This window comes from Veillonella intestinalis (assembly GCF_943192895.1).
Taxonomy (GTDB): Bacteria; Bacillota; Negativicutes; order Veillonellales; family Veillonellaceae; genus Veillonella_A; species Veillonella_A intestinalis.
On the sequence record NZ_CALPCB010000001.1, the window covers coordinates 50,359 to 76,713 of the forward strand.

Here is a 26,355-nt window from a genome sequence, read left to right on the forward strand (position 1 = left end):
AAATTTCTTAAATTCATGTGATTAAAATCACATAAGGGGATAAGTTCCTTTGGTATGCTGAAAGTAATAAGGAGGGACACAGCATGAACACGTTCTTTAAGAAATTTTCCTATTTAGTGCCTAAAAATAAAAGTGAATCAGGTCATCAAGCCATTTATGAAGGAGGCCGTGACTGGGAATCCATGTATCGTAATCGTTGGTCTTACGACAAAGTAGTGCGTTCAACACATGGTGTTAACTGTACAGGTTCTTGTAGTTGGAATGTTTTTGTCAAAAATGGCATTGTCACTTGGGAGAATCAGAATCATGATTATCCTGAAACAAGCCCTGACATGCCAGATTTTGAGCCTCGTGGTTGTCCTCGTGGGGCATCGTTTTCATGGTATATGTATAGCCCATTACGGGTGAAGTATCCCTATGTGCGTGGAGAGTTAGCGGATATGTGGCGTGCCGCTAAAAAAGAATATCCGAATGCGTTAGAAGCTTGGAAATCCATTGTGACAGATCCAGAAAAAGCGAAGCGTTATAAATCGGCTCGTGGTATGGGTGGTTTTGTGCGTTCTACTTGGGAAGAAGCGTCTGAAATTACTGCAGCTTCTATGCTATATACAGTGCAGACCTATGGGCCTGATCGTAACTTTGGTTTTTCCCCAATTCCAGCCATGTCTATGATTAGTTACGCTGCAGGGGCTCGTTTTATGAACCTTATGGGTGGTGCCTGCCTTAGCTTCTATGATTGGTATGCTGATTTGCCTCCAGCTAGTCCGCAAGTGTGGGGCGATCAAACGGATGTGCCAGAAAGTAGTGATTGGTATAATGCGGGCTATATTATGACTTGGGGATCAAATGTGCCACAAACACGTACCCCAGATGCTCACTTTTTAACTGAAGTGCGTTATAAAGGGACCAAAGTAATTTCTGTATCTCCTGACTACGCAGAATCTACTACCGCTGCCGATACTTGGCTTAATGTGAAAGCTGGCTCTGATGGTGCCTTAGCTATGGCTATGGGGCATGTTATTTTAAAAGAATATTATGTAGACAATACGACGCCTATGTTTGTAGACTATGCTAAGCGATATACGGATTTTCCATTCTTAGTACAGCTTGAAGAGAAGGATGGTAAATTAGTAGCAGGTCATTTCTTAACAGCCAAAGATATGGGCGATACCTCTGAACATAGTGAATTTAAGTATTATGTACTCGATGAGACTACGGATACTTTAGTTATTCCTAATGGACAAATGGGTCATCGTTGGAGTGACAAAACAAAATGGAATTTAAAATTAGAAAATAGTGAGAATGGGGCACCGATTAATCCTGTATTATCGTTTATTGATAGTAATGATGCTGTGAAGGCTGTTACGTTACCATTCTTTGGTCATTTAGATGAAAAACGTACACTAGACCGTCATGTACCAGTTAAGCAATTGCATACTCGTACAGGCATTGTATATGTGACAACTGTATATGATTTATTACTTGCTAATTATGGTGTAGACCGCGGGCTAGGTGGCGAGGTTAATGCTGATTATACTAGTGATACGCCCTTTACACCAGCATGGCAAGAAAAATATACCGGCATTACACCAGACATGGTGATTCATACAGCTCGTGAATTTGCAGATAATGCGATTGCTACGGGTGGTCGTTCTCTGATTATTATGGGTGGTGGTATCAATCACTGGTTCCATGCGGATGTAATTTATCGCGCTGTATTGAACCTTGTACTATTCTGTGCTTGTGAAGGTAAAAATGGTGGCGGTTGGGCGCATTATGTAGGCCAGGAGAAACTTCGTCCTGCTGAAGGTTGGGGCGCTATTATGAGTGCTAAAGATTGGCAGCCAGTTCCTCGTTTACAAAATGGTACGTCTTTCTTCTATTTCGCTACGGATCAGTGGCGTACTGATGAAATGGATACAGACGATTTAGTATCGCCATTGGCATCGCCACGATATCGTCATGTAGGTGATTATAATGTATTAGCGGCTCGTCTTGGTTGGTTGCCTTCCTATCCAACCTTTAATAAAAGTGGAGCAGCTATTTTTGAGGAGGCTAAACAAGCAGGTCTTACAGAGTTTGGCGATGTAAAAACGTTTGTAGCCGAGCAATTAAAGAAGAAAGAATTAAGCTTTGCTGTGGAAGATCCAGATGCACCAGAAAACTTCCCGCGCAATCTTATAGTATGGAGGGCAAATTTAATTACTTCATCTTCTAAAGGGCACGAATATTTTATGAAACATTTGTTAGGTACGAAAAATGGCCTTTTAGAAAATAACGAGCCTGTAGCAAAACCAACAGAAATCAAGTGGCGTGAACAGGCAGGTGAAGGCAAGTTGGATTTGCTGGTTGATTTAGACTTCCGCATGGCTGGGTCTGCTTTATATTCTGATATTGTATTACCGACGGCAACTTGGTATGAAAAGACAGATTTATCATCAACCGATATGCATCCGTTTGTGCATCCTTTCCAGCCTGCTGTTGATCCAGGTTGGGAAGCTAAGACAGACTGGGATATATTCTTAACTTTAGGCAAAGCCGTTTCAAAACTAGCAAAAGAAGTGAATATGCCTGTATACCGTGATATGGTGGCGATGCCTTTGCAACATGATTCTGAAGCAGAATTAGCGCAACCAGGTGGAGTGGTGAAGGATTGGAGCCGTGGTGAATGTGAACCAATTCCAGGTAAAACAATGCCTCAACTGGTAGAAGTGACGCGTGATTATACACGCATTTTTGAAAAGCAGCGTGCTTTAGGCCCTAATTTAGCGAATGGTGCTGTAGGGGCACATGGTATTGCTGTTAATATTGGTGAACAATATGAAGAATTAAAAGCTCGTAATGGTGTGATTCGTGGTGCTAGCTTAGGCGGTGTTAAAGAAGGCAATACGACGGATGTTTTGGCTGATGATGTGGGCATTGGCTGTCCTTCGATTGAAGATGCATATCAAGCCTGCCAAGCCGTGCTTACCATGTCTTCCGCTACGAATGGTGCAGTAGCACATAAGAGTTGGGCCAAAGCCGAAGAGTTGACGGGACTTACGGATTTAACCAAAATGACAGGTGGTCGTAGTGGTGAACATATTACCTTTGAAGATATTGTGGCTCAACCACGCTTAGTTATTAGTACGCCAATCTTCACTGGTAATGGTAAGGATAATCGCCGTTATACGCCATTTACGAATAATGTGGAATTACTTATGCCATTCCGCACTATTACAGGTCGTCAATCGTATTTCTTAGATCACGATGTTATGGCAGAATGGGGTGAACAGATGGCAACGTACAAACCTATTTTGGCCTACGCACCAATGCGGGAAGCGTTGCCAAATGATGGGACTCCAGAAATTACACTTAAATATTTAACGCCACATAATAAATGGAGTATTCACAGTATGTACTTTGATACGCCACAGATGTTGACTTTATTCCGTGGTGGTCAGTCTGTATGGCTTAATGAAGATGATGCGAATGAAATTGGCGTAGCTGATAATGATTGGATTGAATTATACAATAGTAATGGTGTAGTAGCATCCCGAGTTGTGGTAACGCCTCGTATTCCACGTGGCCTTGTATATATGCATCATGCTCAGGATCGTCACATTAATGTGCCAGGTACTAGTTTGACTGGCGGTCGTGGCGGTACTCATAATACACCGACACGAATTCATATGAAACCAACCCATATGATTGGGGGCTATGGACAATTAAGTTATGGGTTTAACTATTACGGACCTACCGGTAATCAACGCGACATGCTTGTGGTAGTGCGTAAGATGAAGGAGGTTGATTGGCTTGAAGATTAAAGCACAAATTTCCATGGTCATGAATTTAGATAAATGTATCGGCTGTCATACCTGTTCGATTACATGTAAAAATACGTGGACCAATCGTGAAGGCGCGGAATACATGTATTTTAATAATGTAGAAACAAAACCTGGCATTGGGTATCCGAAACATTGGGAAGATCAGAATCGTTGGAAAGGCGGTTGGGTGTTAAAGAATGGCAAGCTAGAGTTAGCGACAGGCTCTAAAAGCAATCGTTTGATGAAACTATTTTTCCATCCAGAGCAGCCAGAATTAAAGGATTATTTTGAGCCTTGGACATATGACTATGAAACTTTAATTCATTCTAAGCGCAAGAATAATCAGCCTGTGGCACGACCTCGTTCTTTGATTACTAAAGAAAAAATGGAAATAGAATGGGGGCCTAACTGGGAAGACGATTTAGCCGGTGGTAGCACAGCTCGCGCTGATGTGAATTTACAGAACTTAGGACAGAATATCGCTCTTGATTTCCACGATATTTTTATGAAATATTTGCCACGTCTTTGTAATCATTGTTTGAATCCTGCTTGTGTAGCCGCTTGTCCATCAGGAGCTATTTATAAGCGCGACGAAGATGGGGTTGTATTGATTTCACAAGATGTATGTCGTGGTTGGCGTCATTGTGTACCGGCTTGTCCGTATAAAAAGATTTATTATAACTGGCAGACTAATAAAGCCGAAAAATGTGTGTTCTGTTATCCCCGTTTAGAAAATGGTCTGCCACAGATTTGTGCTGACACTTGTGTAGGTCGCATGCGTTATGTAGGTGTGCTTTTATATGATTTAGATAAAGTAGCTGATGTAGCGGCTACTGAAAATCCGCAAGACATTTATGGCAATATGTTGGATGTGATTTTAGATCCTCATGATCCAGCAGTAGTACAAATGGCACGAGAACAAGGCATTCCAGAGAATTGGCTAAAAGCGGCCAAAGAGTCGCCCGTTTATCGTTTAATTAAAGAGTGGCAAATTGCTTTACCTCTTCATGCGGAATATCGTACGGTTCCTATGGTGTGGTATGTACCGCCAATGAGCCCCATTTTACATAAACAAGCGTCGTCAGTTCATTTCCCTGAAGCAGAAGCCATGCGAATTCCGGTAGCTTACTTGGCACAATTATTGTCTGCAGGGAATGAAGCGGTAATACGCCGTGTGTTAGATACTTTATTGGACTTACGTCGTTATATGCAACAGCGTACGCGTGGTGAAGCGACGACTGACTTTGATGAAAAATATGGGCCTCATGCTTTATATGATATGTATCGCTTACTAGGGGTTGCTAAATATAAAGACCGTTTTAGAATTCCCGCTGGGGTGAATGCTTCTCAAGAAGAAAAACGGTTACACCAAGGCGTAGGTGGTTTTAGTGACTGTGCGTTTGGCGGTTGTTCTGGCAGTACGGGAGCAGGTAGTTGTTCAGGAGGTGGTTGCCATGAGTAATAGAGTGGCAGCGACTGTAGGCGTAGATGCTACACAACGAATGCAGACTGAGCAGGACGTATTACAAGTTTGTGCGTATTTGTTGAGTTATCCTAGCGAAGCTTGGTGGAGTTCGCTCCATGAAGTAGAAACTATATTGGCCGCTTGGGCTGAGGGGCCTATAAAAGATAGCTTAGGATCTGTTGTAGAATACATTATGAGTCAAACTCAGCGTGAGTATGAGGATGAATATGTGCGAGTGTTTGATTTTAGTGGTAACACTAATATGTATTTAACGTCGTATGATGCGACTAATGCAGAAGAACAAGCGGCAGAATTATTAGTATTTAAAGAGTTTTATCAAAAACATGGTTTTGATGTGGCTAGAGAGCTACCAGATTATGTGCCTGCTTTATTAGAACTTTGTAGTACTTTACAAGCTGATGAAGCTTTGCCGATCTTAACGTATAGCCGAGAGGGGTTAACAGTATTGCGGCAGCGATTAATCGATAGCCAACAAGTACAAGCCTTTGTTTTAGATGTGATTTTACAAATTATTGAACGTTGGGAGGGGGCTACACGATGAGTGAATTTGTATGGGTCGCCTTACCGTATATAGCGTTTACCTTTTTGGTGATTGGATCGGCGGTGCGCTATACGGTATCGGAGCGCAATTGGACTACTAAGTCGAGTCAATTTTTGGAGAAAAAACAGTTACGTATAGCGGGCCCTTTGTTCCATTTTGCACTACTATTGGTTTTCTTTGGTCATGTTGGTGGTATTTTGGTGCCTCAAGAAGTGACTGAAAAGGTAGGTGTAGATGAACATCTTTATCATGCAGGGGCATTGTACATTGGAGGACTAGCTGGTATCTTATTAGTTGTTGGTTTTCTTCTTCTTATGAAACGACGTTTTGGTACTTCTTATATGAAGGTCAATACATCGTCCATGGATGTGTGGCTCTTTGCATTTTTAGGTATTACTATTTTGACGGGCTTTTTAGGGACTATGATGAATGCAGATGGGGCGTTTAATTATCGTGCGTATATTGGACCTTGGTTTCGTAGTTTATTAATTTTGCAACCACAACCAGAATTAATGGTGAATATTCCTCCTATTTTTAAGGCTCATATGCTATCTTGGATGATTGTATGTATTATTTTTCCGTTTAGCCGATTAGTTCATTGTTTGAGTTTTCCCTTCCGTTATTTGAATCGTAGTGCTATTGTATATCGGAAGCATTGAGTGCGTAGGTTTGTGTAGTTTGATATAGATTAAGACAGTTTTATATACTTTTAATAGTGAAATATTAAATCAAGTAAAAAGTAATTAATGAGTGCTATACGCTTGCTATTGAGAGTATAGTATTGATATATTTAATTAATTTATACTTTTATAGGGTTTCATAACTTTTAGTTGTGAAACCCTATTTTTTCATTAGAAATTAATGATGAAAAAGAAGAATTGCCTATATCAATTGCGTATAGGTGTCTGTAAAACGTCAAAAAAATGAAGTGGAGAGGCTTTTTTTTGATTTGTATAGCGTCAAAAAAGAGCAAATAAATTATATTATTGGTAATAATTATCATTTAGTTAATTAAGGAAATTCGATTAGATATTTCTAGCTATGGAATTAAAATTTAAATTTTGTGGAATTCAATACTATGGAGATGGCAAATTATTGTATAGTATGTGCAGAAAAAACGTATGTATATGGTATGAGGAAATGCAATTATATACAGGCATATAATAGAAAAGCTATGTGGCAAACGGTTGTGTATTGATTGCATAGTATTGCGCTTTATGGAGGTGTATATTTGCTGAATATTAATGCATAAAATGGATGAAAAAGGTGGCTTTTAACTAGCGTATGTGCGCTAGAGGTATAGATATTGTCATCAATCTTTTGATTTTGCGAAAAATTCTCATTAGACATAAATACTTGATTAAACTGCATAGGACTTGTTTGAAAGGCCTTGTCATGTGTGCTATGATTAAGTCATCAGAAAACTCGTTTTAAGTTGAGGAGGGATTACTTTGCGTACTATCGATGTAGCAAAAGTGACGGAAACAGTAGCCCAAATGTGTAAAAATGCGGCTTACTATTTACCACAAGATGTATATGAAGGCTTAAAAGCAGGTCGTGAAACAGAAAAATCTCCAGTAGGTTGTGTTGTATTAGACCAAATCATTAAAAATGCTGAAATTGCTCGTGAAGAAGATCGTCCAATTTGCCAAGATACTGGTTACACTATCGTATTCTTAGAAGTTGGTCAAGATGTACACTTCGAAGGTGGCAATTTAGAAGATGCTATTCAAGAAGGGGTAGCTAAAGGCTATGTAGAAGGTTACTTACGTAAATCTGTAGTTGCAGAACCTTTATTCAACCGTAAAAACACTGGTAACAATACTCCTTGTATCATTTATACTCGTATTGTTCCTGGCGATAAAGTTAAAATTGACATGGAACTTAAAGGTTTCGGTTCTGAAAATAAATCTGGCGTAAAAATGCTTGTACCAGCTGATGGTGTTGAAGGCGTTAAAAATGCTGTTATGGAAATTGTTAAAAAAGCAGGTCCTAACCCTTGCCCTCCAATGGTACTTGGTGTTGGTATCGGCGGTACTATGGACTATGCAGCATTGCTTTCCAAAAAAGCATTACTTCGTTCCACTAAAAAACGTAATGATATGCCAGAATACGCTAAATTAGAAGAAGAACTATTAGAAATGGTTAACAAAACTGGCATTGGACCTCAGCTTGGTGGTACCACTACAGCGTTAGCAGTTAATATCGAATGGGCTGCTACTCATATTGCTGGTCTTCCTGTAGCCGTGACAATTTGCTGCCATGCAAGCCGTCATGCTGAAGAAATTATTTAATAAGGAGGAAGATTGAAATGGCTGAAACTAAACGTATCACCACACCTTTAACAGAAGAAGTATCCAGAACTCTTAAAGCTGGCGACAGCGTATTGATTACTGGTAAAATTTATAGCGCTCGTGATGCTGCTCATAAAGTAATGACAGAAGCATTAGCTCGCGGCGAAGAATTGCCAATTGATTGGCATGATAAAATTGTATATTATCTTGGACCATCCCCAGCAAAACCTGGTGATCCAATCGGTGCGGCAGGTCCTACAACATCTGGTCGTATGGATGCTTACACACCAACTATGCTTAATCAAGGTATCAAAGGTATGATTGGTAAAGGGTCTCGCTCTAAAGAAGTAGTTGATTCCATGAAGAAAAACGGCGTAACTTACTTTGCTGCTGTTGGTGGTGCTGCTTCCTTAATCGCAAAATCTATTAAAAATTATGAAGTTATCGCTTATGGTGATTTAGGTCCAGAAGCATTAGCAGAATTAACAGTTGAAGACTTCCCTTGCATCGTAGTAATCGATAGCGAAGGTAATGACTTCTACAAACTTGGTCAAGAACCATATCGTCAAGAAGACTAATTATGTCTAACATATCAACCCTAACTATTTGTATGGGCAACAGTAGTTGGTCTTGATATAGACGTCATTTAGAAACACTAAGGCATTCCAACAAATGCTAGTTATACCAAACAAACGTAAAACACGGCTTATATAAGCCGTGTTTTTGTTATATATAATACATAATATAGTCAAAGGCGCTGCGCTTATATAGAGTCAACACTTTTATGCTTTAAAATAGCTAGTTATAACAAAATATCATAATCGATACCCCTATATTGACAATAGTTCTCGGGACATATATAATGAATATATAGAAACATATGAATAATTGTTCATATGTTATTGCGATAGATACGAATATATAAATTTTAAACTCGCAAGTATAGGTTATTTATAATGTATGTATTACATCATTTTAGTATCTGCAGACACACAAGGAGTCAACGATGGAACGAATCTTATTACTTAAGAATTTAACATGTGCGAACTGTGCCGCTAAAATCGAGGACCGTATTAAGGGATTAGAAACAGTTAGTGACGCCTCTTTTTCTATTGGTACGCAGCAATTGCGAATTACTTCTACGATACCAGATACATCGGCTTTAATCTCAGAAATCCAAACGATTTGTGATGCCATTGAAGAAGGTGTAGAAGTACAAGTATATCAACGAAAAGCTAAAGGCGCTCATGATCACGATCATGACCATGCTCATGGCGGTGGCCTTATAGCCATTATTGTGGGTATTATAGTGATGTTAGTAGATGTGTTTGTAGAAGGTATTCCTAAAAATATTGAATTAGCTATGCTATTAGCTACCTATTTATTATTAGGTTGGGGCGTTTTGTGGAATGCTATTAAAAATATTGGCTCTGGTCAAATTTTTGATGAGAATTTCTTAATGAGTGTGGCTACTTTGGGGGCATTGATTATTGGGGAGACCCCAGAAGCCGTTGGGGTTATGCTATTTTATCGTATTGGCACTTATTTTGAGGAAAAAGCGACAGAACGAAGCCGCTCTGCCATAATGGAAGCTATTGATATGCGTCCTGAACAAGTTCGTGTAGTTGATCCACACGGTCATACCGGCTTAGTCAGTCCAGAAGATGTACAGATTGGGCAGACTATTGAAGTATTAGCGGGTGAGCGCATTCCTTTAGATGGCACTATCATAGAAGGGGCAACGCGTATTGATACAGCGCCGGTAACTGGTGAACCAGTTCCTGTACAAGCAGGCCCTGGTACAGAAATTTTATCAGGCTGTATTAATCAGAGCGGTCGTATTTTGATGCGTGTTGATAAAGAATTAAAAGATTCTATGGTAACACGGATTTTAGATGCTGTAGAGAATGCGGCGGCTACAAAGCCTCGATTAGATCGTTTCATTACACGCTTTGCCCGTGTGTATACGCCTATTGTGGTAGTTTTAGCTATATTAGTTGCTGTAGTACCATCGTTAATTACAGGGAATTGGTCGTACTGGATATATACGGCTCTTACCTTTTTGGTAATTAGTTGTCCATGTGCTCTCGTATTGAGTGTTCCTTTAGCTTTTTTCTCTGGTATTGGTCGTGGCTCCCGTGTAGGCATCTTGTTTAAAGGTGGTTTGTCCATGGAAGCAATTGCTAAGGTAAAAGCGGTAGCAATGGATAAAACGGGTACGATTACTACCGGTGAATTTGCTGTTCAGGCTGTTCATAGTGCTGATGGATTCGATGAATTGTCGGTGTTAAGTCATGCAGCTGCTTTGGAAGTGCGTTCGACACATCCCGTAGCTGTAAGTATTGCCAATGAAGCCAAAAAACGTAATATGTTTATTGCCAGTGTGGATGAGTTAGCTGAATTATCCGGTCGTGGTATGACAGGGATTGTCAAAGGTGACACTGTAGCTGTGGGCAATCGTCGTTTAATGGATGAACTTAATATTTCAGGATATCCAACTGAGTCTACTACCTATGGCAGTGAAGTACTAATCGCAATTAATGGCCAATATGCAGGAGCTATTTTAATTTCAGATAAATTAAAAGCAGATACAAAAGAGGCTATTTTAGAATTAACCAAACGTGGTCTAAAAACGATTATGTTGACTGGGGATACTAAAGCTGGTGCTGATTATATGGCTAAAGAAGCAGGTATTAGTGCCGTGCGAGCTGAGTTGTTGCCAGTGGATAAATTAAGTGTTATGCAAGAGCTTCGTCAAGAATATGGATCTACTATGTTTGTAGGCGATGGCATTAATGATGCGCCTGTACTAGCTGGAGCTGATGTGGGCGGTGCTATGGGAAGTGGCGCCGATGCAGCGATTGAAGCGGCTGATGTTGTGTATATGCGTCCTAGCATTAGTTCAGTAGTAGAATCTTTTAGAATTGCTAAGAATACAATTTCCATTGCCTGGCAGAATGTAGCAGTTGCCTTAGGTATCAAGGTGCTCGTTATGATTCTTGGGCTTTTTGGCTATGCTAATATGTGGGTAGCAGTATTTGCTGACACTGGTGTTTCCATACTTTGTATTTTAAACTCCGTTCGAATTTTGTATAAAAAGTAAACACTAGCTTGGACGTTAATATAGGGTAAGATTTTTACTTATTGTTTCGTTCATGCGATTAAATCGCTCTTAGGAAAAGATAATGTCTGTTAAAGCACCTAAGAGCGATTTTTTATGGCCGTTTCACTGATTCTATACTTGACGAATGCTATGTTGGTTGGATATGATGAAGTATAAGCTAATGAATGGGAGGTGGCGTATGCTCACGGTATACAAACATGAAGACGGCGAGCTTATATCAGATACAACCGTAGCTGATGCAACAAAGGGCTCGTGGATTAACTTGGTGAATCCTGACCCCGATGAGCTGGCGCTTGTCAATATTATGACGGAAATCCCTACGGACGTTTTGAAAACAGCGTTGGATATGGAAGAACGTTCGCACGTGGAAATAGAAGAAAACTATATTTTTGTCGTTATTAACATTCCTGCTTTGCGGGGGAGCGACAGTTACGATACAGTTCCGTTAGGTATCTTTTTAACACCTGATTTCTTTATTACCGTTTGTTTAGAAGAGTCAGAAGTAATGTATCCCTTCTTAAATAATCAGGTAGCTACATTTTATACATTTAAGAAAACGCGATTTTTATTTCAAATTATGTATCGTACAGCTACATTGTTCTTACGATACTTGCAACAAATTAATCGTCGTACCGATGATATTGAAATCCAATTGCGTCATACCACTAAAAATAAAGACTTTTTCCAATTGTTAGAATTACAGAAGTCCATGACCTATTTTACATCGGCATTAAAAACGAATGGTACTGTAATGGAGCGAATTTTGCGTATTCGCAGTCATGAAGATGTGCGTCATTTGCTTAAAATGTACGAAGAAGACGAGGATTTGCTAGAAGACGTTATTATTGAAAATAAGCAGGCTATTGAAATGGTTGAAATGTACTCAAATATTCTAATGAACATGATGAATGCATTCACCTCTATTATTTCTAATAATCTAAACATGGTTATGAAATTATTGGCGGCGGTAACGATTATTTTGGCGGTACCAACATTAATCTTTAGCTTGTGGGGCATTAATGTACCAGTGCCGTTTGAGGGCTTTGGTGATGGCTTTTCCTTTGTTATTGGCATTGCTTTGATTGCTACCTTTGTAGCAGGCATTTTGCTTTGGAAAAATGATTTCTTATAGTACATAGTAAATAGTTATAGAGCATCTACGCTTTAATAGAGTATTAAAGCGTAGATTTTTTATTATTAAAAAGTATGGATTATATAGTATAATAAGAAATATACGATATATTTCGATATATTGTTTTTTAGTTATAAGTATGTATTAGATAAGACTGTTACGTTTTGGGAGGAACAATATGAAAAAGACATGGCTCATTGTTATTGCTGTTATTGCGGTAGTCGCAGTGTGGTTAGTAAGTGGATATAATGGTTTAGTACAAATGGATGAAACCGTAAATAATCAGTTAGCCCAAGTACAAACGCAATTGCAACGTCGTAATGACTTGATTCCAAATTTAGTAAGTACCGTTAAGGGGTATGCAGCTCATGAACAAGAAGCTATTAATGCAGTTTCTGATGCGCGTGCTAAACTAGGTGGTGCTCGCACAGTAGAAGATATGTCAAAAGCAGATGGAGAATTATCCAGTGCATTAAGTCGTTTGCTTATGATTACGGAAAATTATCCAAATCTTAAAGCGGATCAGAATTTCAGAGCGTTACAAGATGAATTAGCTGGTACTGAAAACCGGATTGCTGTTGCTCGTAAGGATTATAATGATGTTGTGCGTGGCTATAATGCAAAGGTTCGCACATTCCCAACATCCATTTATGCAGGCATGCTTGGGTTCCAACAAAAAGCATATTTCCAAGCTGATGAAAGTGCGCAAGCAGCGCCTAAAGTATCCTTTTAATGAGGTAGTAAAAGCGAATAGTTTTACTTAGGCGTTTCATATAGTTAGGAGGCTAGCATGACTCGTAGCATAAATAAGTCTAGTAGGTCAAATAGGGATCCAATGCTGAAATGTATGCCACGAATCTTTGGGCTTGTTTTACTATTTGCCGTTTTATTGATTAATGTAGGATTAGCCAATATACCTGCTAAGCCCCCAGCAGGGCAGTATGTGGTGGATCAGGCTAAGGTATTATCGCAACAGGAGTTACAAACTCTAAATGCAATTGGGACACAATTCGATAAATCAGGCAAAGGTCAATTGGCCGTTGTAGTAGTGCCTACTTTTGGTGATCAAGCGCCTGAAGAATATGCCCTTGCTGTATTGCGTGGCTGGGGTGTTGGTCACGGCAGTAAAAATGATGGTTTCGTGTTGGCGGTGGCAATAGCGGATAAGCGGGTGTACTTATCCGTGGGATATGGTCTTGAAGGTGATTTAAATGACGCTAAAGTTGGTCAGCTGCTAGATACATATGCATTGCCATATTTTAAGGAAGGCCGCTATGGTAGTGGTATTGTAAATACTGTTTGGCAAGCCGTGCAAATTGTACATCCTGATATTAGTAAAGAGATGCAAGGCCTTGTAAAAGAAGGAAATCGTCGGCAAGGGGAATCAGATGAGTTGTCTGATGAACAAGTGATGTATATTGGCGGCGGAATTCTTATCTTCCTCATTCTTGATTTCTTCTTTTTTGGAGGCGCTATTACTCGATTTATATTGGCTCATATCTCCATCGGTGGTCGTGGCGGAGGCGGCGGCTTTGGTGGTGGATCAGGTGGTGGCCGAGGTGGTGGCTTCGGTGGCGGTTCTGGCGGCGGAGGCGGTGCTGGCCGTGGCTGGTAATCCATTATTAAATGTTAAAATATAGGCAAAAAAGCGCTTACTTATTAGTTTATAAGTAAGCGCTTTTTCTTGACGTTTAGTTTGAAATCCGCTAAAATAACAAAGTAGACATGCCGGTATAGCTCAGTTGGTAGAGCGGCTCATTCGTAATGAGTAGGTCGTAGGTTCAAGTCCTATTATCGGCTCCACTGAAAACGTAGGCGTAGCAAGGGTTTTTGTGACTTTTGCTACGTATTTTTTTACAAATTTTTAAATTTGTTTTGAAAAGTGTAATTTAAATCAAATGAACCCTTATAAATACTTTATTTTTGCTGTATTTTATCTTGAAAAATAATGTTATATAAAAATTATTTTGGTACATCAACTTTTTGATGTACCATTTTTCTCGTCTTTTTTGTCAGAAATCCAGTAAAATCAAGGGCGAACAGGTATTTTTTGATGTACCAAATGTTGGACTAGAAGAAATAGTTAGAATGTTTTTCATATTACTGTGAAACTATATAAATATTTTTGAATACATCTTCTGTTTTCTTTATTGCATGACCGTAAGTTTTAACAATCATCTCTATTGTTGCATGACCTGTCTGCTTAATAATATCATACGGTGAAATTCCTTTAGCTAAACATATTGAGATATAAGTATGTCTTGCTACATGTGCTGTGACATTCTTTTTAAGCGTTATTTTACCAGCAACCTTAAAGTAACGATTAGTTAAATTAGTTGTAGAGATAGGGGCAGTACGCCATGAGTTATAGGCAACATATTTACAACCATTAGCGTTTTTAAAAGCCTTACGCAGTAAATTAACAAGATATAAATTAGGCGGAATGTAAATTCTTCGATTACTAGAAAAGTTTTTTGTTTCTTTAATTCCGTAGCCTATTTCGGTAAGTCCCCACGCTTTATTAACTGTAACGTAAATAGAATTATCTGGTTGTATTTCTATATCATTCCAGTATAAAGCCTGTACTTCTTGAGGACGCATCCCCGTATTAAATAGTAAATGTATTATATGTTCTAGCCAATGTCCTCTAAAATAATCTAAAAATTTAGCTAATTCGTCTTCAGTGAGGCTTTCTTTGGGCTTGCTACCTTTACCTTATAGACAGGGTATTTGATGTTCTTATAGCCACTATACGTAATTAATTCATTAGCTAATAAATCGTCAAGTACTTGATTTAGAAATATTCTGGTACGAGGAATATTGCCATTGCCTTGCAATGTTTTGGTAAATTGCCTTATTTTTAGACCTGTTATATCTTTTATTTTTAAATCTTTAAAAAAGGGTTTTATAAATAATTTTAAAATATTTTGATAATCGCAATAGGTTTTATAGGCTAATTTTTTACTATTTAAAAATCTTTCGGCATAGAGAATAAAAGATTCTTCTTGTAAAGTTAATTCTTTTTTTTGAATAGCTGTTGATTCTTCAATAATTTGTTGTAAGAAAAACCCCTTTTCCCTATCTTTTATTATTTTCTCTCTGTAGTGTTGGGCTTCTTTTAAAGTATCAAAAGAAAAGTTATTTTGGTACATTATTTCTTGGCCATCTGGTGTAAAGCCTAAAGTTAAACCTCTAATGTAGTAATAATCTTTTCCTTTTGGTTTATAAATTTTTCCATTTTTAAATTTTTGAATAGCCATTGTATTTTTAACTCCCTTCTTTTAGGCTACTCTTTACTTTACTTAGTTATAGTATACTAGATAAGATTTATGAAATCAAAATAAATGTCTTTATATTAAAGAATTATTTTCTATGCTATAATAGATATGAACATTAATAAAAAATTATTAAAGATGTATAAAGTAGGTGATATAATGTTGCTATCAGAATTTTTGGATACAAATATTGAGAATAAAGAAGAAAATAAGGAAAATAAAAAGAAAACTGTAAATAACTTAATGTTTTATAAAGATTATAAGAATTTCTATGACTTAGCATATACATTACGCAAATCTAAAACGGACACAATTAATTTTTTAATGGAAAATTTTATTAAAACATATAGAGAAGATATAAAACAAATTAACGAATTATATAATAAAATATTACATGACGATGAAATTAATCAAGTAAAAGTAAGTATGTTTGTAGATATTAAATTATACGATAAATTGCTAGAAATAGAAGAATTTGAAAAATGGTCGCGGGTTCATACCTTAAGCCTTGCAGTAAATCTATTTGTGAATCAAAATGCATGGCTTATAATTTTAGAAGACCCAAAATTTAAAAAAATTAGTTCTGAAAAATTTATAAAATTTTATTACAAAAATAAATAGAACTTTTCCATTGATACGAAATATTTTCGCTTTTTATTGCGATTGTATTTCGTTCTTCTTTTGTTTAGAATTCAATATATATTCTTAGTTTTAAAGAAGATATATTGGCGAAGTGTGAAATCCGTACTATAATATGATTGTAGGAAGGAGATGAACAGGTTGGACATAAAAGACATAAGGGAATTAATAAAGCTAACCATAAAATAAGCATACAATAAAAAGGGCTGTAGCGATTGCTACAGCCTTATTTTTATTATTAAGATAAATACGATATAATAGTATCGTTGCCACCCCGTAAAATCTGGTAACAGAAAGGGGGTACAATTACAATGAATCGGAATAGGAAACGCTTCTTCTACGATATTGTAAAAAGTGTAATAGCTTCTATATTAGCTTATTACTTTATACAGTGGCTTAATATCGTAATCCGTGGCAACTAACTTTATAGCCACCGTCTGGCATTAACGTATAATGCAAGAAACCCCCAGAACCGCAATTTCTGGGGGTTTCGTTTTTGTACAATTACAATGAATCGCTTCTTGTGTATTTATTATAGCATAGATTTAAACTAATTTAAAGTACTTTAAAGTCAAATAAAAAAACACGGAATGGAACTCCGTGGCTTCTGTAGTACTTATGTACAATCTGCTATATCTATTTTATTCGATATTAGGTATATAAGAACATAATTTTTTATAGATACCCTTGTTACGTTCCATTATTTTTTATTCGCTTCTTGTAATGCTTCCCTAATTTTTTGAACGTCTTCTTCTGGTAAGCCTTTTCTTAATCCTTTTACAATACATTCTTGTAATTCAGATTCTGTAATCTGATTCTTATGTTGTTTGTTTCCAGAAACAACCTCTAAATTAATCTTCGTCATATTCTACCCTCATTTCAATTACTGGCGGTTCTGGTTTATGTCCGCGTAAGTAAGCCAAATTATAATAGATAGTCATTAAATTAGAATACATATATTCAACGTTATATATATTTGATGTATCATCAATCAACTCTCTTAGGCGTAAGAGGTCTTCTATTCCTTCTGAACTCCATTGACCGCTTAGTAATTCTTCTTCTATCATGCAGCGTAATTCAGATAAACACATGAGTATGTTTTCTAAGTTTTTTATCATCATTACTTTTCACCTCTAAACGCACCAACCAAGAAACCTAATAAAATAACTTCTGTATCTAAAGGGACGCGACCAACAACGCCCCAGAAGATACTACAAGCGATTAATAAGTGTAAGAAGCCACGTACCAAATCGCGAATATAATCCATATTAAGCCACCTTTCGAATACTTACGTTAAATAACTTAGCTAAATAATCTAATACTACTGAAAAAGGCATTCCAGATAATTCTTGTAGTACATTGAAAATGTCCGCACCTTTTTTATTACCATGTCCAGCACAATTAGGACTAAAGCAATAATAGCGGTAGCCGTCTACTTCGTTACCTATGATATTCGCACTAGCGATATTATCATCGTGTAAGATACAACGAAATAGTTGGCATTCTGGTAAGCCTAAAAAATCGGCTAAATTAATCGTCTTAGCGTATGATTTGAATTCATTGATAGTCATTGTACGTACGTCTTGCGTATCAACGCTTACAGCTTGTAATTTACTGATTGCTAAGATACGCGTATCAGAAATAGTAGCTGGCTTATGGTTATGTGATTTCTGGATTCTGGATTCTGGCTTTACTTCTGGGTATTTAGTTAAGTATTCTTCACATGCAGCCTTAACATAGCCTTCAAAATCGGTTAAACCAGATTCAAAGTCTTTTATGCTGTAGCGTACAGCGTTAGCGTCATAAATCATTACTTCATAGTCGCTATATTCGTTCCCTTTACGCCACGTAGTATAAGGCATACGCAATACACGGCTAGAATCACATACAGCCTTATCAGCAATCGCGAATGTATCAACCAATTTAGATTCTAAGGCTAACCATTCATCGCTACTTGTTTCTTCTATCGACCAAATACAATGAAAGCCGTTTCTTGTTTCTGTAATCATGGTTGGCACTAATCCAAAGGAATGGATTACAGCTAACATATCTACTTTACGTTTAGCGACTTCTTCAAGATTGAAGTACTTCCCGTTTTTGTCTTTACCAGCGTCAATATCAATAAACATGTTTCTGTAAGTTACAATATTGCCAGCTGAACGCTTACCATATTCGCTTGATTCATTAGCTAAAAAGAATTGATTAAATCCGTCAAAGCTATATACATCAGCTTCTTTATTGTTTAATACGTACTCTTTAAAAATAGATTCAAAACTTTCTTTTTCAGAAGTAGAACTTTCTTCGATTTCTTCTTCATCTTTAAGAAAAAATTCATCTGCTTTATTATGGTTGAATGTGCCGTATTGTCTATAATATTCATCTGTGAACATAGCTACAGTAGTATCGTCTAAGCGTTTATCTAAATCTTCTTTAAACAACCAATACGCAACAACTGTAATCGAATAAGACGGCTGTATAAATGCTGGATTGACATAGATAACGTTACGCGTCATATCGTTATTACTAATCCATTTATGGATTTTTAAAACATTGGCTTTTTTACAGCGTGAAAAGAAGTGCTTAAATGCACTATCAGACAATTCAAGAATTGCTTGTAAATCCTTACGCGTCATAGGTTTTTGACGTCGTGACTGTTTGTCATAGCAGTATAAAATGCTATCACTTTTCAAATGCTGGCTGATAATCATAGCGAAGTAGTAAATGTCCTTTTGTGTTAATCCTCTACTAATCGCGTCATAGCCAAAGCTGATTGACACTTTATCGCTGTAAAATCTGCCAGACTGTAAGCGACCTTCTTTCGTTACAAGTGTTTGTCTGGATTGAAAATATTTACTGTTATTGTCAGCATGTGTATATAATGAGTTAGTCATATAAAAATCCTCCGAAACTTCTTGAAATTTAAGATTAAATAGCCTTCAATATATAAGTCTATTTATTGCCAAATTGTACGTACTCAAATTCTTGTAATGCTTCTAAGCTTGATTCGCGTTTCTCTTTTTTCGCAAGTGATTGTGCTGTATGGTAAGAATATTCGCGTGTATTCTTACTATCTAGCCGATTAGTCGTACGCTGCTTTAAATACAATGAATCAATTAAGCAATCGTATTCATATTCAGACATATTATTTGTAGCGTATTCAACCATAGCTACGATTTCTGATTCTTCGTAATCTTCGTACGATTTGACGTTATTAATATCTTCTAAATTCCCGTAATTAAACTTCATCGCTACCCCCAAAGAAAGCATTGTCAAAATGTTTTAACGCTGTTTGATATACAGAATAAATCGTGTTCTTTTTGATTCCTAACTTATCGCCTACTTCATATTGTCTGTAGCCTTGAAAATGTATCATTTTTAAAATATAGCGATGACGTGCGTTTAACTTATCCAGTGCTGCGTTTATATCCGCCAGCGTTGCTACAAGCCCTACATGACTATAAGCACGTTCTTTCAAATAAATATAACTATCCAATACGCGTTTAGCTTTTGAAAAATCATTCTTCATAATAATTATTACCCCCTTAAAACTAGCTATACATAACACCAAATTCTTCAAATGACGAAATTTCTTCAAAATCAGACATACGAACCACGGCTTTTATAATTCCTTCTTCGTATAACACTTTTCGCGGAACAAGCCTTACAGCAGATTCGTATAAGACGCCGTCTGAATATGTTCCCTTAGTTTTAGTTCTTACATACTTAAATCGGTTGTCATGCTGGATTCTGGTAGCAAATTCTTTTAATTTTTTGCCGTCGTAAATGTAAACCCTATCAAGGCTAGTAAATACAGATACAACGAAATCAGCTTCCGTATAAAGCGACCAGCCTAAGCTATTTTTATTTGAGTTAGCTAATACTTCTATGCATTGATTTCCACTTTTATAACTATCAGTCTTTACTTCAATTTTGATTACATTAGAATTTAAAATATCATCTACATTATCAAAGGCTGCACAATACTCATCATTTACAAAATCAACGTCAATACTTCTGTACGCTTCTGTATCTGCCTTATATAAATCTTCACCAGCAACCAGCTTGTAGTATTCCTTAGTCCATGCTTCCCCTACATCGCCAATAACTAAACATTCATCAAAATTACGCAACATTAAATTCAATTAAAAACCCCCTATTCTGTAATAAAAAAAGAAGCTTCTACATATGTATTACTTGTGTACTATTGCTATACACATACATATATAAATGCTTCTAAAAACTTAAATTATTCAGTTGTATATGACTTTGTAATTCCCCCTTCTACTATATCCGTAAAATAGGCACTTTTTTGGGAGAAATGGCAAGTATAATTGCCAATATTGTTTAGTCCTTCACTATATCCGTAAATTGACTGATTTTTTGGGAGTATTAGACCGTATACGGGCTAATCTTTTTTGACCGTCTACTATAACTACAAAATCACGGTATAAAGAATATTCTTTGGGACAAATTGACACAAATAAAACACCTTTCTACTATATCCGAAAAACGGGGCTATTTTTGGTTGAATTGCTCAACTAACTGAGCAATTTTTAACCCTCAACTTTTCGATAACTGTTACAACTTATTTTTATAAATACCTATTCTGTATCTCTACTATATCCGTAGAATCAGCCTATTTTTGTCCGTGTTGGTTTAAAACTGAGCGACGATACTTTCTAACCAGAAAATAAAAAGTGCTTTTTTTTGACACTTTTCGGGGTAAAAAGTGCTTTTTTTTAGCACCTCTAAAAGTGCGATAAACCCTTGTAGTTACTGGATTCTTTACAAAAAAACTTACAATTTCACTTTAATATAATATAAGTGTATTTGTAACAAATCTTATTTTTAAAAACTAAAATGCACCTCTTTCTTTTTAAGTAAAAAAAACACCTTAAAAGGGGGAGAGAAGCATTCGCTTCGAACGAACTAATTTAATCTAAAATATTCTTAATCTTTAAGAATCTTTATTGAATGTAAACGCACGTTACGCGTACTAACTTTTTTCTTCTTTTTAAGGATTTTTATTTTAATCTATATAGAACTTTAATCGCGTAAATATACTTATATTATGAGAAGGTAAAGTCGCGGTTATCTTCGAATAAAAGACGTATCCGTTCCTATTTTCCTCCGAATAGGGGCGGATTCTTTTTATTAAAAATATTCTTAAATTTTAAGATTAAAGGTATAAAATGGCTAATCCTAAATTAAAATTTTTCTACAATTCCAAAGCGTGGAAAAAGACGGCGAATCAATTTCGGGAAAAGAAAAATTATATATGTTCTCTATGTAATAAACCAAACAGTAATGAAGTACATCATATAAGAGAGATAACAATAGACAACGTATCAGACCCGAATATAACACTTAATGAAGATAACCTAATACTACTATGTAAAGAATGTCACAACAAGCAACACAACCGATTCAAAGCCAGTACATCAGCTGTATCTGATAGGGTAGTCACATTTGATAGTAACGGGAATGTAGTCGCCTTATCTGATAGTAAGGACAAGGACTTTAATTACTAAGCATATCCCCCCTATTAAGTGAAAAATGAATTTAAAACAGAAGACCGTGCGGCACTCTTTTTCATATAAAATCTGATTTTTGTATCTGGTGTAGTCATGGTTATTACAAGTTATTATCGATGAATTATCAATTAGGAAGGTAACACATGGGAATAGAGAGAATAGAACCGTTTTATATAAATATAGACGGCAATACATACGACGTACTTAGCGTATTAATACATTGCGACCATATCGTAACAGTTAAGTTTGATAGCTTTTCAGACATGACTAAAGTAGCTGATTACATAGATAGACACGAACGGGCTACAGTATCTTTCGTGCCTAATAACCAACAAACACTTTTGTTTGAAGTCGTTGGTTTTTGCGATTGCGAATATGAGAACTCATTGCAACTGATTTACGAAAATATCGTCGTACCAGATAGCCTACGTATATTTAATTTATGAAAGGGGCAATATGGCAACATCGAATAAGTCACAAATAACGAAAGAAGCGAATAAGCTAAAAGCTGTATTCAAACCGCTATTAGACGATGATACATACGATATTGTAGAATCGCTTATCCTAAACGCTGCGTTTATGTCTGTAACGCTAAAGGAACTACAGCAAGACATTGCTATTAATGGCTGTACTGAACAGTACCAGAACGGGGCTAACCAACACGGAATAAAAGAATCTACATCAATCCGCGTATATAATGCAATGATTAAGAATTACAATACTACAGTTAAGAATTTAATTTCGTATTTACCAGATGATAGAAAGAAAGACACATCAGACGAATTAGAGAAGTTTTTAAGTCTGGGGAAAGGTTAAGTTATGGGCGACAATTACATAAAACAATATTACGCAGCTATTGAATCTGGCGATATTGTTGTAAGTAAAAAAGTCGCTGCTACTTATAAACACTTAGTCGATTTATTAGACGATGATAGCGAATACATTTACGACAATAATAAAGCCTTACACGTAATTAATTTCATTGAAACATTCTGTAAGCATGGAGAAGGTAAAATCGCTGGCAAGCCTTTTCTATTAGAACTTTGGCAAAAGGCTATGATTTCTGCTGTATTCGGATTCCTAAATAAAGAAACAGGATTACGGAAGTATAGAGAAGTCATTTTAATAATAGCCCGTAAGAACGGGAAATCAGCATTAGCTTCTGCTATTGCATTGTATATGCTGTATGCGGACGGGGAAGCTGGTTCTCAAATCTATTCAGCAGCCACGAAAAAAGACCAAGCTAAAATAATATGGGAATCATCAAAGAAGATGATTAACAAAAGCCAGCTTTTGAAGAAGCACGCTAAATTGTACATCAACGAAATAAAATGTACGCTGAATGACGGTATCTACAAACCTTTATCCTCTGATTCTAATACATTAGACGGGCTTAATGTCCATTGTTCCTTAATTGACGAATTACATGCGATTAAAGATAGGAATTTATACGACGTAATCATTGACGGTATGTCAGCACGATTACAACCATTGTCTATTATCACGTCTACGGCTGGTATGGTTCGCGACAATATTTACGATTTAAAATACGATGAATGTACGCGTATCATTAATGGCTATTCAGACGGTAGCTACAAAGACGAAGGCGTATTACCAATCATTTATGAATTGGATTCACGCGATGAAATAGACGACCCTACAAAGTGGTATAAAGCGAATCCGAACTTAGGTATTTCAAAACAACTTAGTTTTTTAGAATCATCGGTAAAGAAAGCGAAAGCGGATAGAAGGAATCTACCGAATACACTATGTAAAGACTTCAATATTCCAGTAAATGGCAATATGGCATTCTTTGATATGGACAAGATTATTAACGACGCTACGTTTGATATGGAAAGCCTTAGAAATTGTTACTACATAGGGGGCTGGGACTTATCGCAACAAGTAGACTTAACATCGGCTTGTATGCTATTTAAAAAGCCTAATGAACCTACTATATATGTTAAATCAATGTATTTCATTCCAGAAGAACGCCTAAAAGAGTACGAAGAAAGAGATAATAAGCCGTATTCGGCATGGGTAAATCGTGGCTTAGTGCGATTATCTAAAGGCAAAAACATAAATCCAATGGATATATTCGACTGGTATATCGACATGATGAACGAATATAATGTATTCCCTTATAAGTTCGGTTATGACAACTGGGGCAGCGGACAACTAGCAGAACAATTACAAATGCAATTCGGTAAAAACATTCTGGAAGTCGTACCGCAAGGTAAAAAGACATTAAGCGTACCTATGCAACGTATCAAAAATGAAATTGAAGATAAGAACATCAACTATAATAACAATCCAATCACAATATGGAATCTGGCTTGTGTAGAAGCAGATGTAGATATAAACGGAAATATACAACCGTCAAAAAATCGAAATAAAGACGGTATCAGAATCGACGGATTCGCAGCAATGTTAGACGCGTATACCGTCTTTTTAAATGATGAAGAAAATTATAGTTATATGAATTAAAGGGGGTACAACATGTTTGAATCTGTAATCTTCGGCTTATTAGTCTGGGCTATTGTAATAGCCTTATTTTTTTATATTGCCTTGCCTATCATTATGTATGTAAGCGTTTTTCTATGGGTATTCTTTACGGCGATTCTTCCGTATTACTGGCAACAATTAAAACGTAAAATCAGAAAGGACTAATTAATGTTTGAATTTAGAGGTATCGAAACGATTTTTAAGAATGCAATAAATACGATTCCTAATACGGCGAATCTGGATTCGGTGAAGTTATTAAATTCGTATCAGAATCAAATTACGCAATACAACGAATTAATCTATGACGATTTGACCGTTAATGCGTGTATTTCGACCATAGCAAGGCATGTAAGCAAGTTAAGACCCGTTCATATCCTAAGCGACGAAAACGGGCGTACAGTGCAAAATAGCAACATTAATACGCTACTAACACATCGACCAAATGAATTTATGACATCAACTGAATTTTTGTATAAGATTACTAGCCAGCTTCTTCTTTACGGCAACGCGTTTGTCTGGATAAAGAAAAATAAAGCTGGTTTTATTACTGGCTTCTATCCTTTGACATTCAGTAATTGCGAATTAAAAGAATACAAAGGTGAGTTGTGCTTGAAATTCCAATTTCACACAGGACAAACGGAAGTAATTTCTTACGATGAAATCATTCATTTACGGCACAACTACATAAACGACGACATCTTAGGACAACAAGCGAACAATAGCTTAAAACCTACATTAGAGAATCTATATAAGGCTAGACAGTCAATCGCTAATAAGGTACAAAACAGCGGTAACATTACAGGTATCTTAAAATTAGCTGGCAACCAGAAAGCCGCTGACTGGTACGAAAACGCCTTATCATGGGCTAAGAAGTTTAAAAACTATTCTTCTGAAACTGGTGGTATCGCTGCTATTGATTCGTCTGTAGAATTTCAGCCTATCGACCTAAAAGTAGAATCCGTAGAAGATTCACAATTAAAATTCCTACAAAACGAAGTATATTCTTACTTTGGATTAACAGAAAATATTATATCTGGCAACTATACGGAACAGGAGTGGCAAGCATTTTACGAATCTGTAATAGACCCTATTAAGATTCTTTTATCACAAGAATTTACAGCTAAAATTTTTAACGATACAGAATATAAGAACGGTAATTACATCGACTTTAATTCGAATCGTTTATCGTATGCTTCGACCACTAATAAAGTCGCTATGGTTAAAGAGTTAGGTGCATTAGGATTATTAACAATAAATGAATCGCGTGAAATCTTCGACTTACCGCCAGTAGAAAATGGCGAAAAACGCTTAGTATCACTTAACTACGTGAACGCCGATAAAGCGGACGAGTACCAACTAAAAGACTAACTTTTTCTTAAATCTTAAGAAAATTTCTTAATATGGACTAGTAGAAAGGAAGGTTTACACATGAACGATTTAGAGTATCGAAGTTTACACTCTTCTTCGATTGCTTCACTTGAAAATGACGACATGTTAGTCGCTGGTTATGCAATCGTTTTTGATTCGCCTACGCTACTTTTTGAAGATGAAGTCGGAAATAAATATTATGAAGTCATTACAAAAGACGCTTTACTAAACTGTAATCTATCCGATGTCATTTTGCGTTACAACCATAACGACAACGCTACATTATTAGCCCGTACTAGCAATGGCACATTGAAGCTTGCTATTGATGATGTAGGATTGCATTTTGAAGCTGTATTAGCTAATACTCAAGCTGGACGCGATATTTACGAATTAATTAAGCGTGGCGACTTGTCTAAAATGTCTTTCGGCTTCTATGTAGACGCTGAAAAATTCGAAGGTAATACGCGTTATATTACAGCGTTAAACCGTGTTTTTGAACTAAGCATTGTTGATTTTCCAGCTTATAGCAATACTTGTATTGAAGCGATTTGCAGAAGCTTTGAAAACATCAAACAAGCAGAAATCGAAGAAGCAAAAACTAAACATCTACGTAATCAAGTAGAACTTTTGACGTACTAAATAGACTTATAT

Annotated in this window: 25 protein-coding genes, 1 tRNA gene and 1 pseudogene; 18 read left to right on the forward strand and 9 right to left on the reverse strand. The window is 36.6% G+C overall.

What is annotated here, in order from left to right; genetic code table 11:
• Nucleotides 1-83: 83 nt before the first annotated feature.
• The 11 genes from NFR27_RS00210 (at nucleotide 84) to NFR27_RS00260 (ending at nucleotide 14,186) form a co-directional block, all read left to right on the forward strand.
• On the forward strand, nucleotides 84-3,806 hold the full coding sequence (locus NFR27_RS00210) for a nitrate reductase subunit alpha (RefSeq protein ID WP_251453847.1): 3,723 nt from the start codon (nucleotides 84-86) through the stop codon (nucleotides 3,804-3,806).
• The gene (narH, locus tag NFR27_RS00215) at nucleotides 3,796-5,268 is read left to right on the forward strand and encodes a nitrate reductase subunit beta (protein ID WP_251441411.1); all 1,473 of its coding nucleotides are present in this window, start codon (nucleotides 3,796-3,798) and stop codon (nucleotides 5,266-5,268) included. Before NFR27_RS00210 ends, narH begins: the two co-directional genes overlap by 11 nt.
• Nucleotides 5,261-5,833, forward strand: a complete 573-nt coding sequence (gene narJ, locus NFR27_RS00220) for a nitrate reductase molybdenum cofactor assembly chaperone (protein WP_251441412.1) — start codon at nucleotides 5,261-5,263, stop codon at nucleotides 5,831-5,833. Before narH ends, narJ begins: the two co-directional genes overlap by 8 nt.
• Entirely contained in the window at nucleotides 5,830-6,492 is a 663-nt protein-coding gene (gene narI, locus NFR27_RS00225; protein ID WP_251441413.1) for a respiratory nitrate reductase subunit gamma, read from the forward strand. Before narJ ends, narI begins: the two co-directional genes overlap by 4 nt.
• Nucleotides 6,493-7,284: 792 nt before the next feature.
• Complete coding sequence (locus NFR27_RS00230; protein ID WP_251441414.1) at nucleotides 7,285-8,127, forward strand: fumarate hydratase; 843 nt, start codon at nucleotides 7,285-7,287, stop codon at nucleotides 8,125-8,127.
• A gap of 17 nt (nucleotides 8,128-8,144) precedes the next feature.
• Nucleotides 8,145-8,705 (forward strand): Fe-S-containing hydro-lyase, encoded by a 561-nt coding sequence (locus tag NFR27_RS00235; protein ID WP_251441415.1) that lies wholly within the window; start codon nucleotides 8,145-8,147, stop codon nucleotides 8,703-8,705.
• A 428-nt stretch (nucleotides 8,706-9,133) separates the two neighbouring features.
• Nucleotides 9,134-11,230 carry a heavy metal translocating P-type ATPase gene (locus tag NFR27_RS00240; RefSeq protein ID WP_251441416.1) on the forward strand — a complete coding sequence of 699 codons (2,097 nt, stop codon included), beginning with the start codon at nucleotides 9,134-9,136 and terminating at the stop codon, nucleotides 11,228-11,230.
• Nucleotides 11,231-11,429: 199 nt separating this feature from the next.
• Entirely contained in the window at nucleotides 11,430-12,383 is a 954-nt protein-coding gene (locus tag NFR27_RS00245) for a magnesium transporter CorA family protein (RefSeq protein ID WP_251441417.1), read from the forward strand.
• 178 nt (nucleotides 12,384-12,561) lie between these two features.
• A complete protein-coding gene (locus NFR27_RS00250; RefSeq protein WP_251441418.1) occupies nucleotides 12,562-13,116 on the forward strand; it encodes a LemA family protein in 555 nt (184 codons plus the stop codon).
• Between the two features lie 57 nt (nucleotides 13,117-13,173).
• The gene (locus NFR27_RS00255; RefSeq protein WP_251441419.1) at nucleotides 13,174-13,998 is read left to right on the forward strand and encodes a TPM domain-containing protein; all 825 of its coding nucleotides are present in this window, start codon (nucleotides 13,174-13,176) and stop codon (nucleotides 13,996-13,998) included.
• A gap of 112 nt (nucleotides 13,999-14,110) precedes the next feature.
• Nucleotides 14,111-14,186: transfer RNA gene (locus NFR27_RS00260), tRNA-Thr, on the forward strand.
• Between the two features lie 297 nt (nucleotides 14,187-14,483).
• Here NFR27_RS00260 and NFR27_RS00265 read toward each other — a convergent pair.
• Both NFR27_RS00265 and NFR27_RS00270 read right to left on the reverse strand, forming a co-directional pair.
• A pseudogene (locus NFR27_RS00265) lies at nucleotides 14,484-15,014 on the reverse strand (site-specific integrase); the annotation flags it as partial.
• A 38-nt stretch (nucleotides 15,015-15,052) separates the two neighbouring features.
• Nucleotides 15,053-15,643: an N-terminal phage integrase SAM-like domain-containing protein gene (locus NFR27_RS00270; RefSeq protein WP_251441421.1), complete on the reverse strand. Its 591-nt coding sequence runs from the start codon at nucleotides 15,641-15,643 to the stop codon at nucleotides 15,053-15,055.
• 126 nt (nucleotides 15,644-15,769) lie between these two features.
• On the opposite strand from NFR27_RS00270, the gene NFR27_RS00275 reads away from it, so the two are divergent.
• On the forward strand, nucleotides 15,770-16,279 hold the full coding sequence (locus NFR27_RS00275; RefSeq protein ID WP_251441422.1) for a hypothetical protein: 510 nt from the start codon (nucleotides 15,770-15,772) through the stop codon (nucleotides 16,277-16,279).
• Between the two features lie 718 nt (nucleotides 16,280-16,997).
• Here the strand turns inward: NFR27_RS00275 and NFR27_RS00280 are convergent.
• From NFR27_RS00280 to NFR27_RS00310, 7 genes are read right to left on the reverse strand one after another with little or no spacing between them, the layout of a single operon-like run.
• Nucleotides 16,998-17,162, reverse strand: a complete 165-nt coding sequence (locus NFR27_RS00280; protein WP_251441423.1) for a hypothetical protein — start codon at nucleotides 17,160-17,162, stop codon at nucleotides 16,998-17,000.
• Nucleotides 17,149-17,364, reverse strand: coding sequence for a hypothetical protein (locus NFR27_RS00285; protein WP_251441424.1), 216 nt, complete (start codon nucleotides 17,362-17,364; stop codon nucleotides 17,149-17,151). The genes NFR27_RS00280 and NFR27_RS00285 overlap by 14 nt, the downstream gene beginning before the upstream one ends.
• 53 nt (nucleotides 17,365-17,417) lie before the next feature.
• A complete protein-coding gene (locus NFR27_RS00290; protein WP_251441425.1) occupies nucleotides 17,418-17,564 on the reverse strand; it encodes a hypothetical protein in 147 nt (48 codons plus the stop codon).
• A 1-nt stretch (nucleotide 17,565) separates the two neighbouring features.
• Nucleotides 17,566-19,188 (reverse strand): hypothetical protein, encoded by a 1,623-nt coding sequence (locus NFR27_RS00295; protein WP_251453850.1) that lies wholly within the window; start codon nucleotides 19,186-19,188, stop codon nucleotides 17,566-17,568.
• Nucleotides 19,189-19,246: 58 nt separating this feature from the next.
• Nucleotides 19,247-19,543: a hypothetical protein gene (locus NFR27_RS00300; RefSeq protein WP_251441427.1), complete on the reverse strand. Its 297-nt coding sequence runs from the start codon at nucleotides 19,541-19,543 to the stop codon at nucleotides 19,247-19,249.
• Nucleotides 19,533-19,823, reverse strand: coding sequence for a sigma factor-like helix-turn-helix DNA-binding protein (locus NFR27_RS00305; RefSeq protein WP_251441428.1), 291 nt, complete (start codon nucleotides 19,821-19,823; stop codon nucleotides 19,533-19,535). Before NFR27_RS00305 ends, NFR27_RS00300 begins: the two co-directional genes overlap by 11 nt.
• Before the next feature lie 22 nt (nucleotides 19,824-19,845).
• Nucleotides 19,846-20,439 carry a hypothetical protein gene (locus NFR27_RS00310; protein ID WP_251441429.1) on the reverse strand — a complete coding sequence of 198 codons (594 nt, stop codon included), beginning with the start codon at nucleotides 20,437-20,439 and terminating at the stop codon, nucleotides 19,846-19,848.
• Between the two features lie 1,050 nt (nucleotides 20,440-21,489).
• Between NFR27_RS00310 and NFR27_RS10125 the strand changes: the two genes are divergently transcribed.
• The 6 genes from NFR27_RS10125 to NFR27_RS00335 all read left to right on the forward strand — a co-directional run bounded on the left by NFR27_RS10125 (nucleotide 21,490) and on the right by NFR27_RS00335 (nucleotide 26,343).
• The gene (locus tag NFR27_RS10125; RefSeq protein WP_371875179.1) at nucleotides 21,490-21,828 is read left to right on the forward strand and encodes an HNH endonuclease; all 339 of its coding nucleotides are present in this window, start codon (nucleotides 21,490-21,492) and stop codon (nucleotides 21,826-21,828) included.
• 459 nt (nucleotides 21,829-22,287) lie between these two features.
• Complete coding sequence (locus tag NFR27_RS00315) at nucleotides 22,288-22,647, forward strand: hypothetical protein (RefSeq protein ID WP_251441430.1); 360 nt, start codon at nucleotides 22,288-22,290, stop codon at nucleotides 22,645-22,647.
• A gap of 3 nt (nucleotides 22,648-22,650) precedes the next feature.
• Nucleotides 22,651-24,318, forward strand: a complete 1,668-nt coding sequence (locus tag NFR27_RS00320) for a terminase large subunit (protein WP_251441431.1) — start codon at nucleotides 22,651-22,653, stop codon at nucleotides 24,316-24,318.
• A gap of 12 nt (nucleotides 24,319-24,330) precedes the next feature.
• Nucleotides 24,331-24,501 carry a hypothetical protein gene (locus NFR27_RS00325; RefSeq protein ID WP_251441432.1) on the forward strand — a complete coding sequence of 57 codons (171 nt, stop codon included), beginning with the start codon at nucleotides 24,331-24,333 and terminating at the stop codon, nucleotides 24,499-24,501.
• Nucleotides 24,502-24,504: 3 nt separating this feature from the next.
• Nucleotides 24,505-25,704 carry a phage portal protein gene (locus NFR27_RS00330; protein WP_251441433.1) on the forward strand — a complete coding sequence of 400 codons (1,200 nt, stop codon included), beginning with the start codon at nucleotides 24,505-24,507 and terminating at the stop codon, nucleotides 25,702-25,704.
• Nucleotides 25,705-25,764: 60 nt separating this feature from the next.
• Nucleotides 25,765-26,343 carry an HK97 family phage prohead protease gene (locus NFR27_RS00335; protein WP_251453853.1) on the forward strand — a complete coding sequence of 193 codons (579 nt, stop codon included), beginning with the start codon at nucleotides 25,765-25,767 and terminating at the stop codon, nucleotides 26,341-26,343.
• Nucleotides 26,344-26,355 lie beyond the last annotated feature (12 nt).

Bases quoted from the DNA above. Each gene is read 5' to 3' on its own strand.
- NFR27_RS00210 (WP_251453847.1), top strand. From the start codon at position 84: ATGAACACGTTCTTTAAGAAATTTTCCTATTTAGTGCCTAAAAATAAA.
- narJ (WP_251441412.1), top strand. From the start codon at position 5,261: ATGAGTAATAGAGTGGCAGCGACTGTAGGCGTAGATGCTACACAACGA.
- narI (WP_251441413.1), top strand. From the start codon at position 5,830: ATGAGTGAATTTGTATGGGTCGCCTTACCGTATATAGCGTTTACCTTT.
- NFR27_RS00235 (WP_251441415.1), top strand. From the start codon at position 8,145: ATGGCTGAAACTAAACGTATCACCACACCTTTAACAGAAGAAGTATCC.
- NFR27_RS00240 (WP_251441416.1), top strand. From the start codon at position 9,134: ATGGAACGAATCTTATTACTTAAGAATTTAACATGTGCGAACTGTGCC.
- NFR27_RS00245 (WP_251441417.1), top strand. From the start codon at position 11,430: ATGCTCACGGTATACAAACATGAAGACGGCGAGCTTATATCAGATACA.
- NFR27_RS00250 (WP_251441418.1), top strand. From the start codon at position 12,562: ATGAAAAAGACATGGCTCATTGTTATTGCTGTTATTGCGGTAGTCGCA.
- NFR27_RS00255 (WP_251441419.1), top strand. From the start codon at position 13,174: ATGACTCGTAGCATAAATAAGTCTAGTAGGTCAAATAGGGATCCAATG.
- NFR27_RS00270 (WP_251441421.1), bottom strand. From the start codon at position 15,643: ATGGCTATTCAAAAATTTAAAAATGGAAAAATTTATAAACCAAAAGGA.
- NFR27_RS00275 (WP_251441422.1), top strand. From the start codon at position 15,770: ATGAACATTAATAAAAAATTATTAAAGATGTATAAAGTAGGTGATATA.
- NFR27_RS00280 (WP_251441423.1), bottom strand. From the start codon at position 17,162: ATGACGAAGATTAATTTAGAGGTTGTTTCTGGAAACAAACAACATAAG.
- NFR27_RS00285 (WP_251441424.1), bottom strand. From the start codon at position 17,364: ATGATAGAAGAAGAATTACTAAGCGGTCAATGGAGTTCAGAAGGAATA.
- NFR27_RS00290 (WP_251441425.1), bottom strand. From the start codon at position 17,564: ATGGATTATATTCGCGATTTGGTACGTGGCTTCTTACACTTATTAATC.
- NFR27_RS00295 (WP_251453850.1), bottom strand. From the start codon at position 19,188: ATGACTAACTCATTATATACACATGCTGACAATAACAGTAAATATTTT.
- NFR27_RS00300 (WP_251441427.1), bottom strand. From the start codon at position 19,543: ATGAAGTTTAATTACGGGAATTTAGAAGATATTAATAACGTCAAATCG.
- NFR27_RS00305 (WP_251441428.1), bottom strand. From the start codon at position 19,823: ATGAAGAATGATTTTTCAAAAGCTAAACGCGTATTGGATAGTTATATT.
- NFR27_RS10125 (WP_371875179.1), top strand. From the start codon at position 21,490: ATGGCTAATCCTAAATTAAAATTTTTCTACAATTCCAAAGCGTGGAAA.
- NFR27_RS00315 (WP_251441430.1), top strand. From the start codon at position 22,288: ATGGCAACATCGAATAAGTCACAAATAACGAAAGAAGCGAATAAGCTA.
- NFR27_RS00320 (WP_251441431.1), top strand. From the start codon at position 22,651: ATGGGCGACAATTACATAAAACAATATTACGCAGCTATTGAATCTGGC.
- NFR27_RS00325 (WP_251441432.1), top strand. From the start codon at position 24,331: ATGTTTGAATCTGTAATCTTCGGCTTATTAGTCTGGGCTATTGTAATA.
- NFR27_RS00330 (WP_251441433.1), top strand. From the start codon at position 24,505: ATGTTTGAATTTAGAGGTATCGAAACGATTTTTAAGAATGCAATAAAT.
- NFR27_RS00335 (WP_251453853.1), top strand. From the start codon at position 25,765: ATGAACGATTTAGAGTATCGAAGTTTACACTCTTCTTCGATTGCTTCA.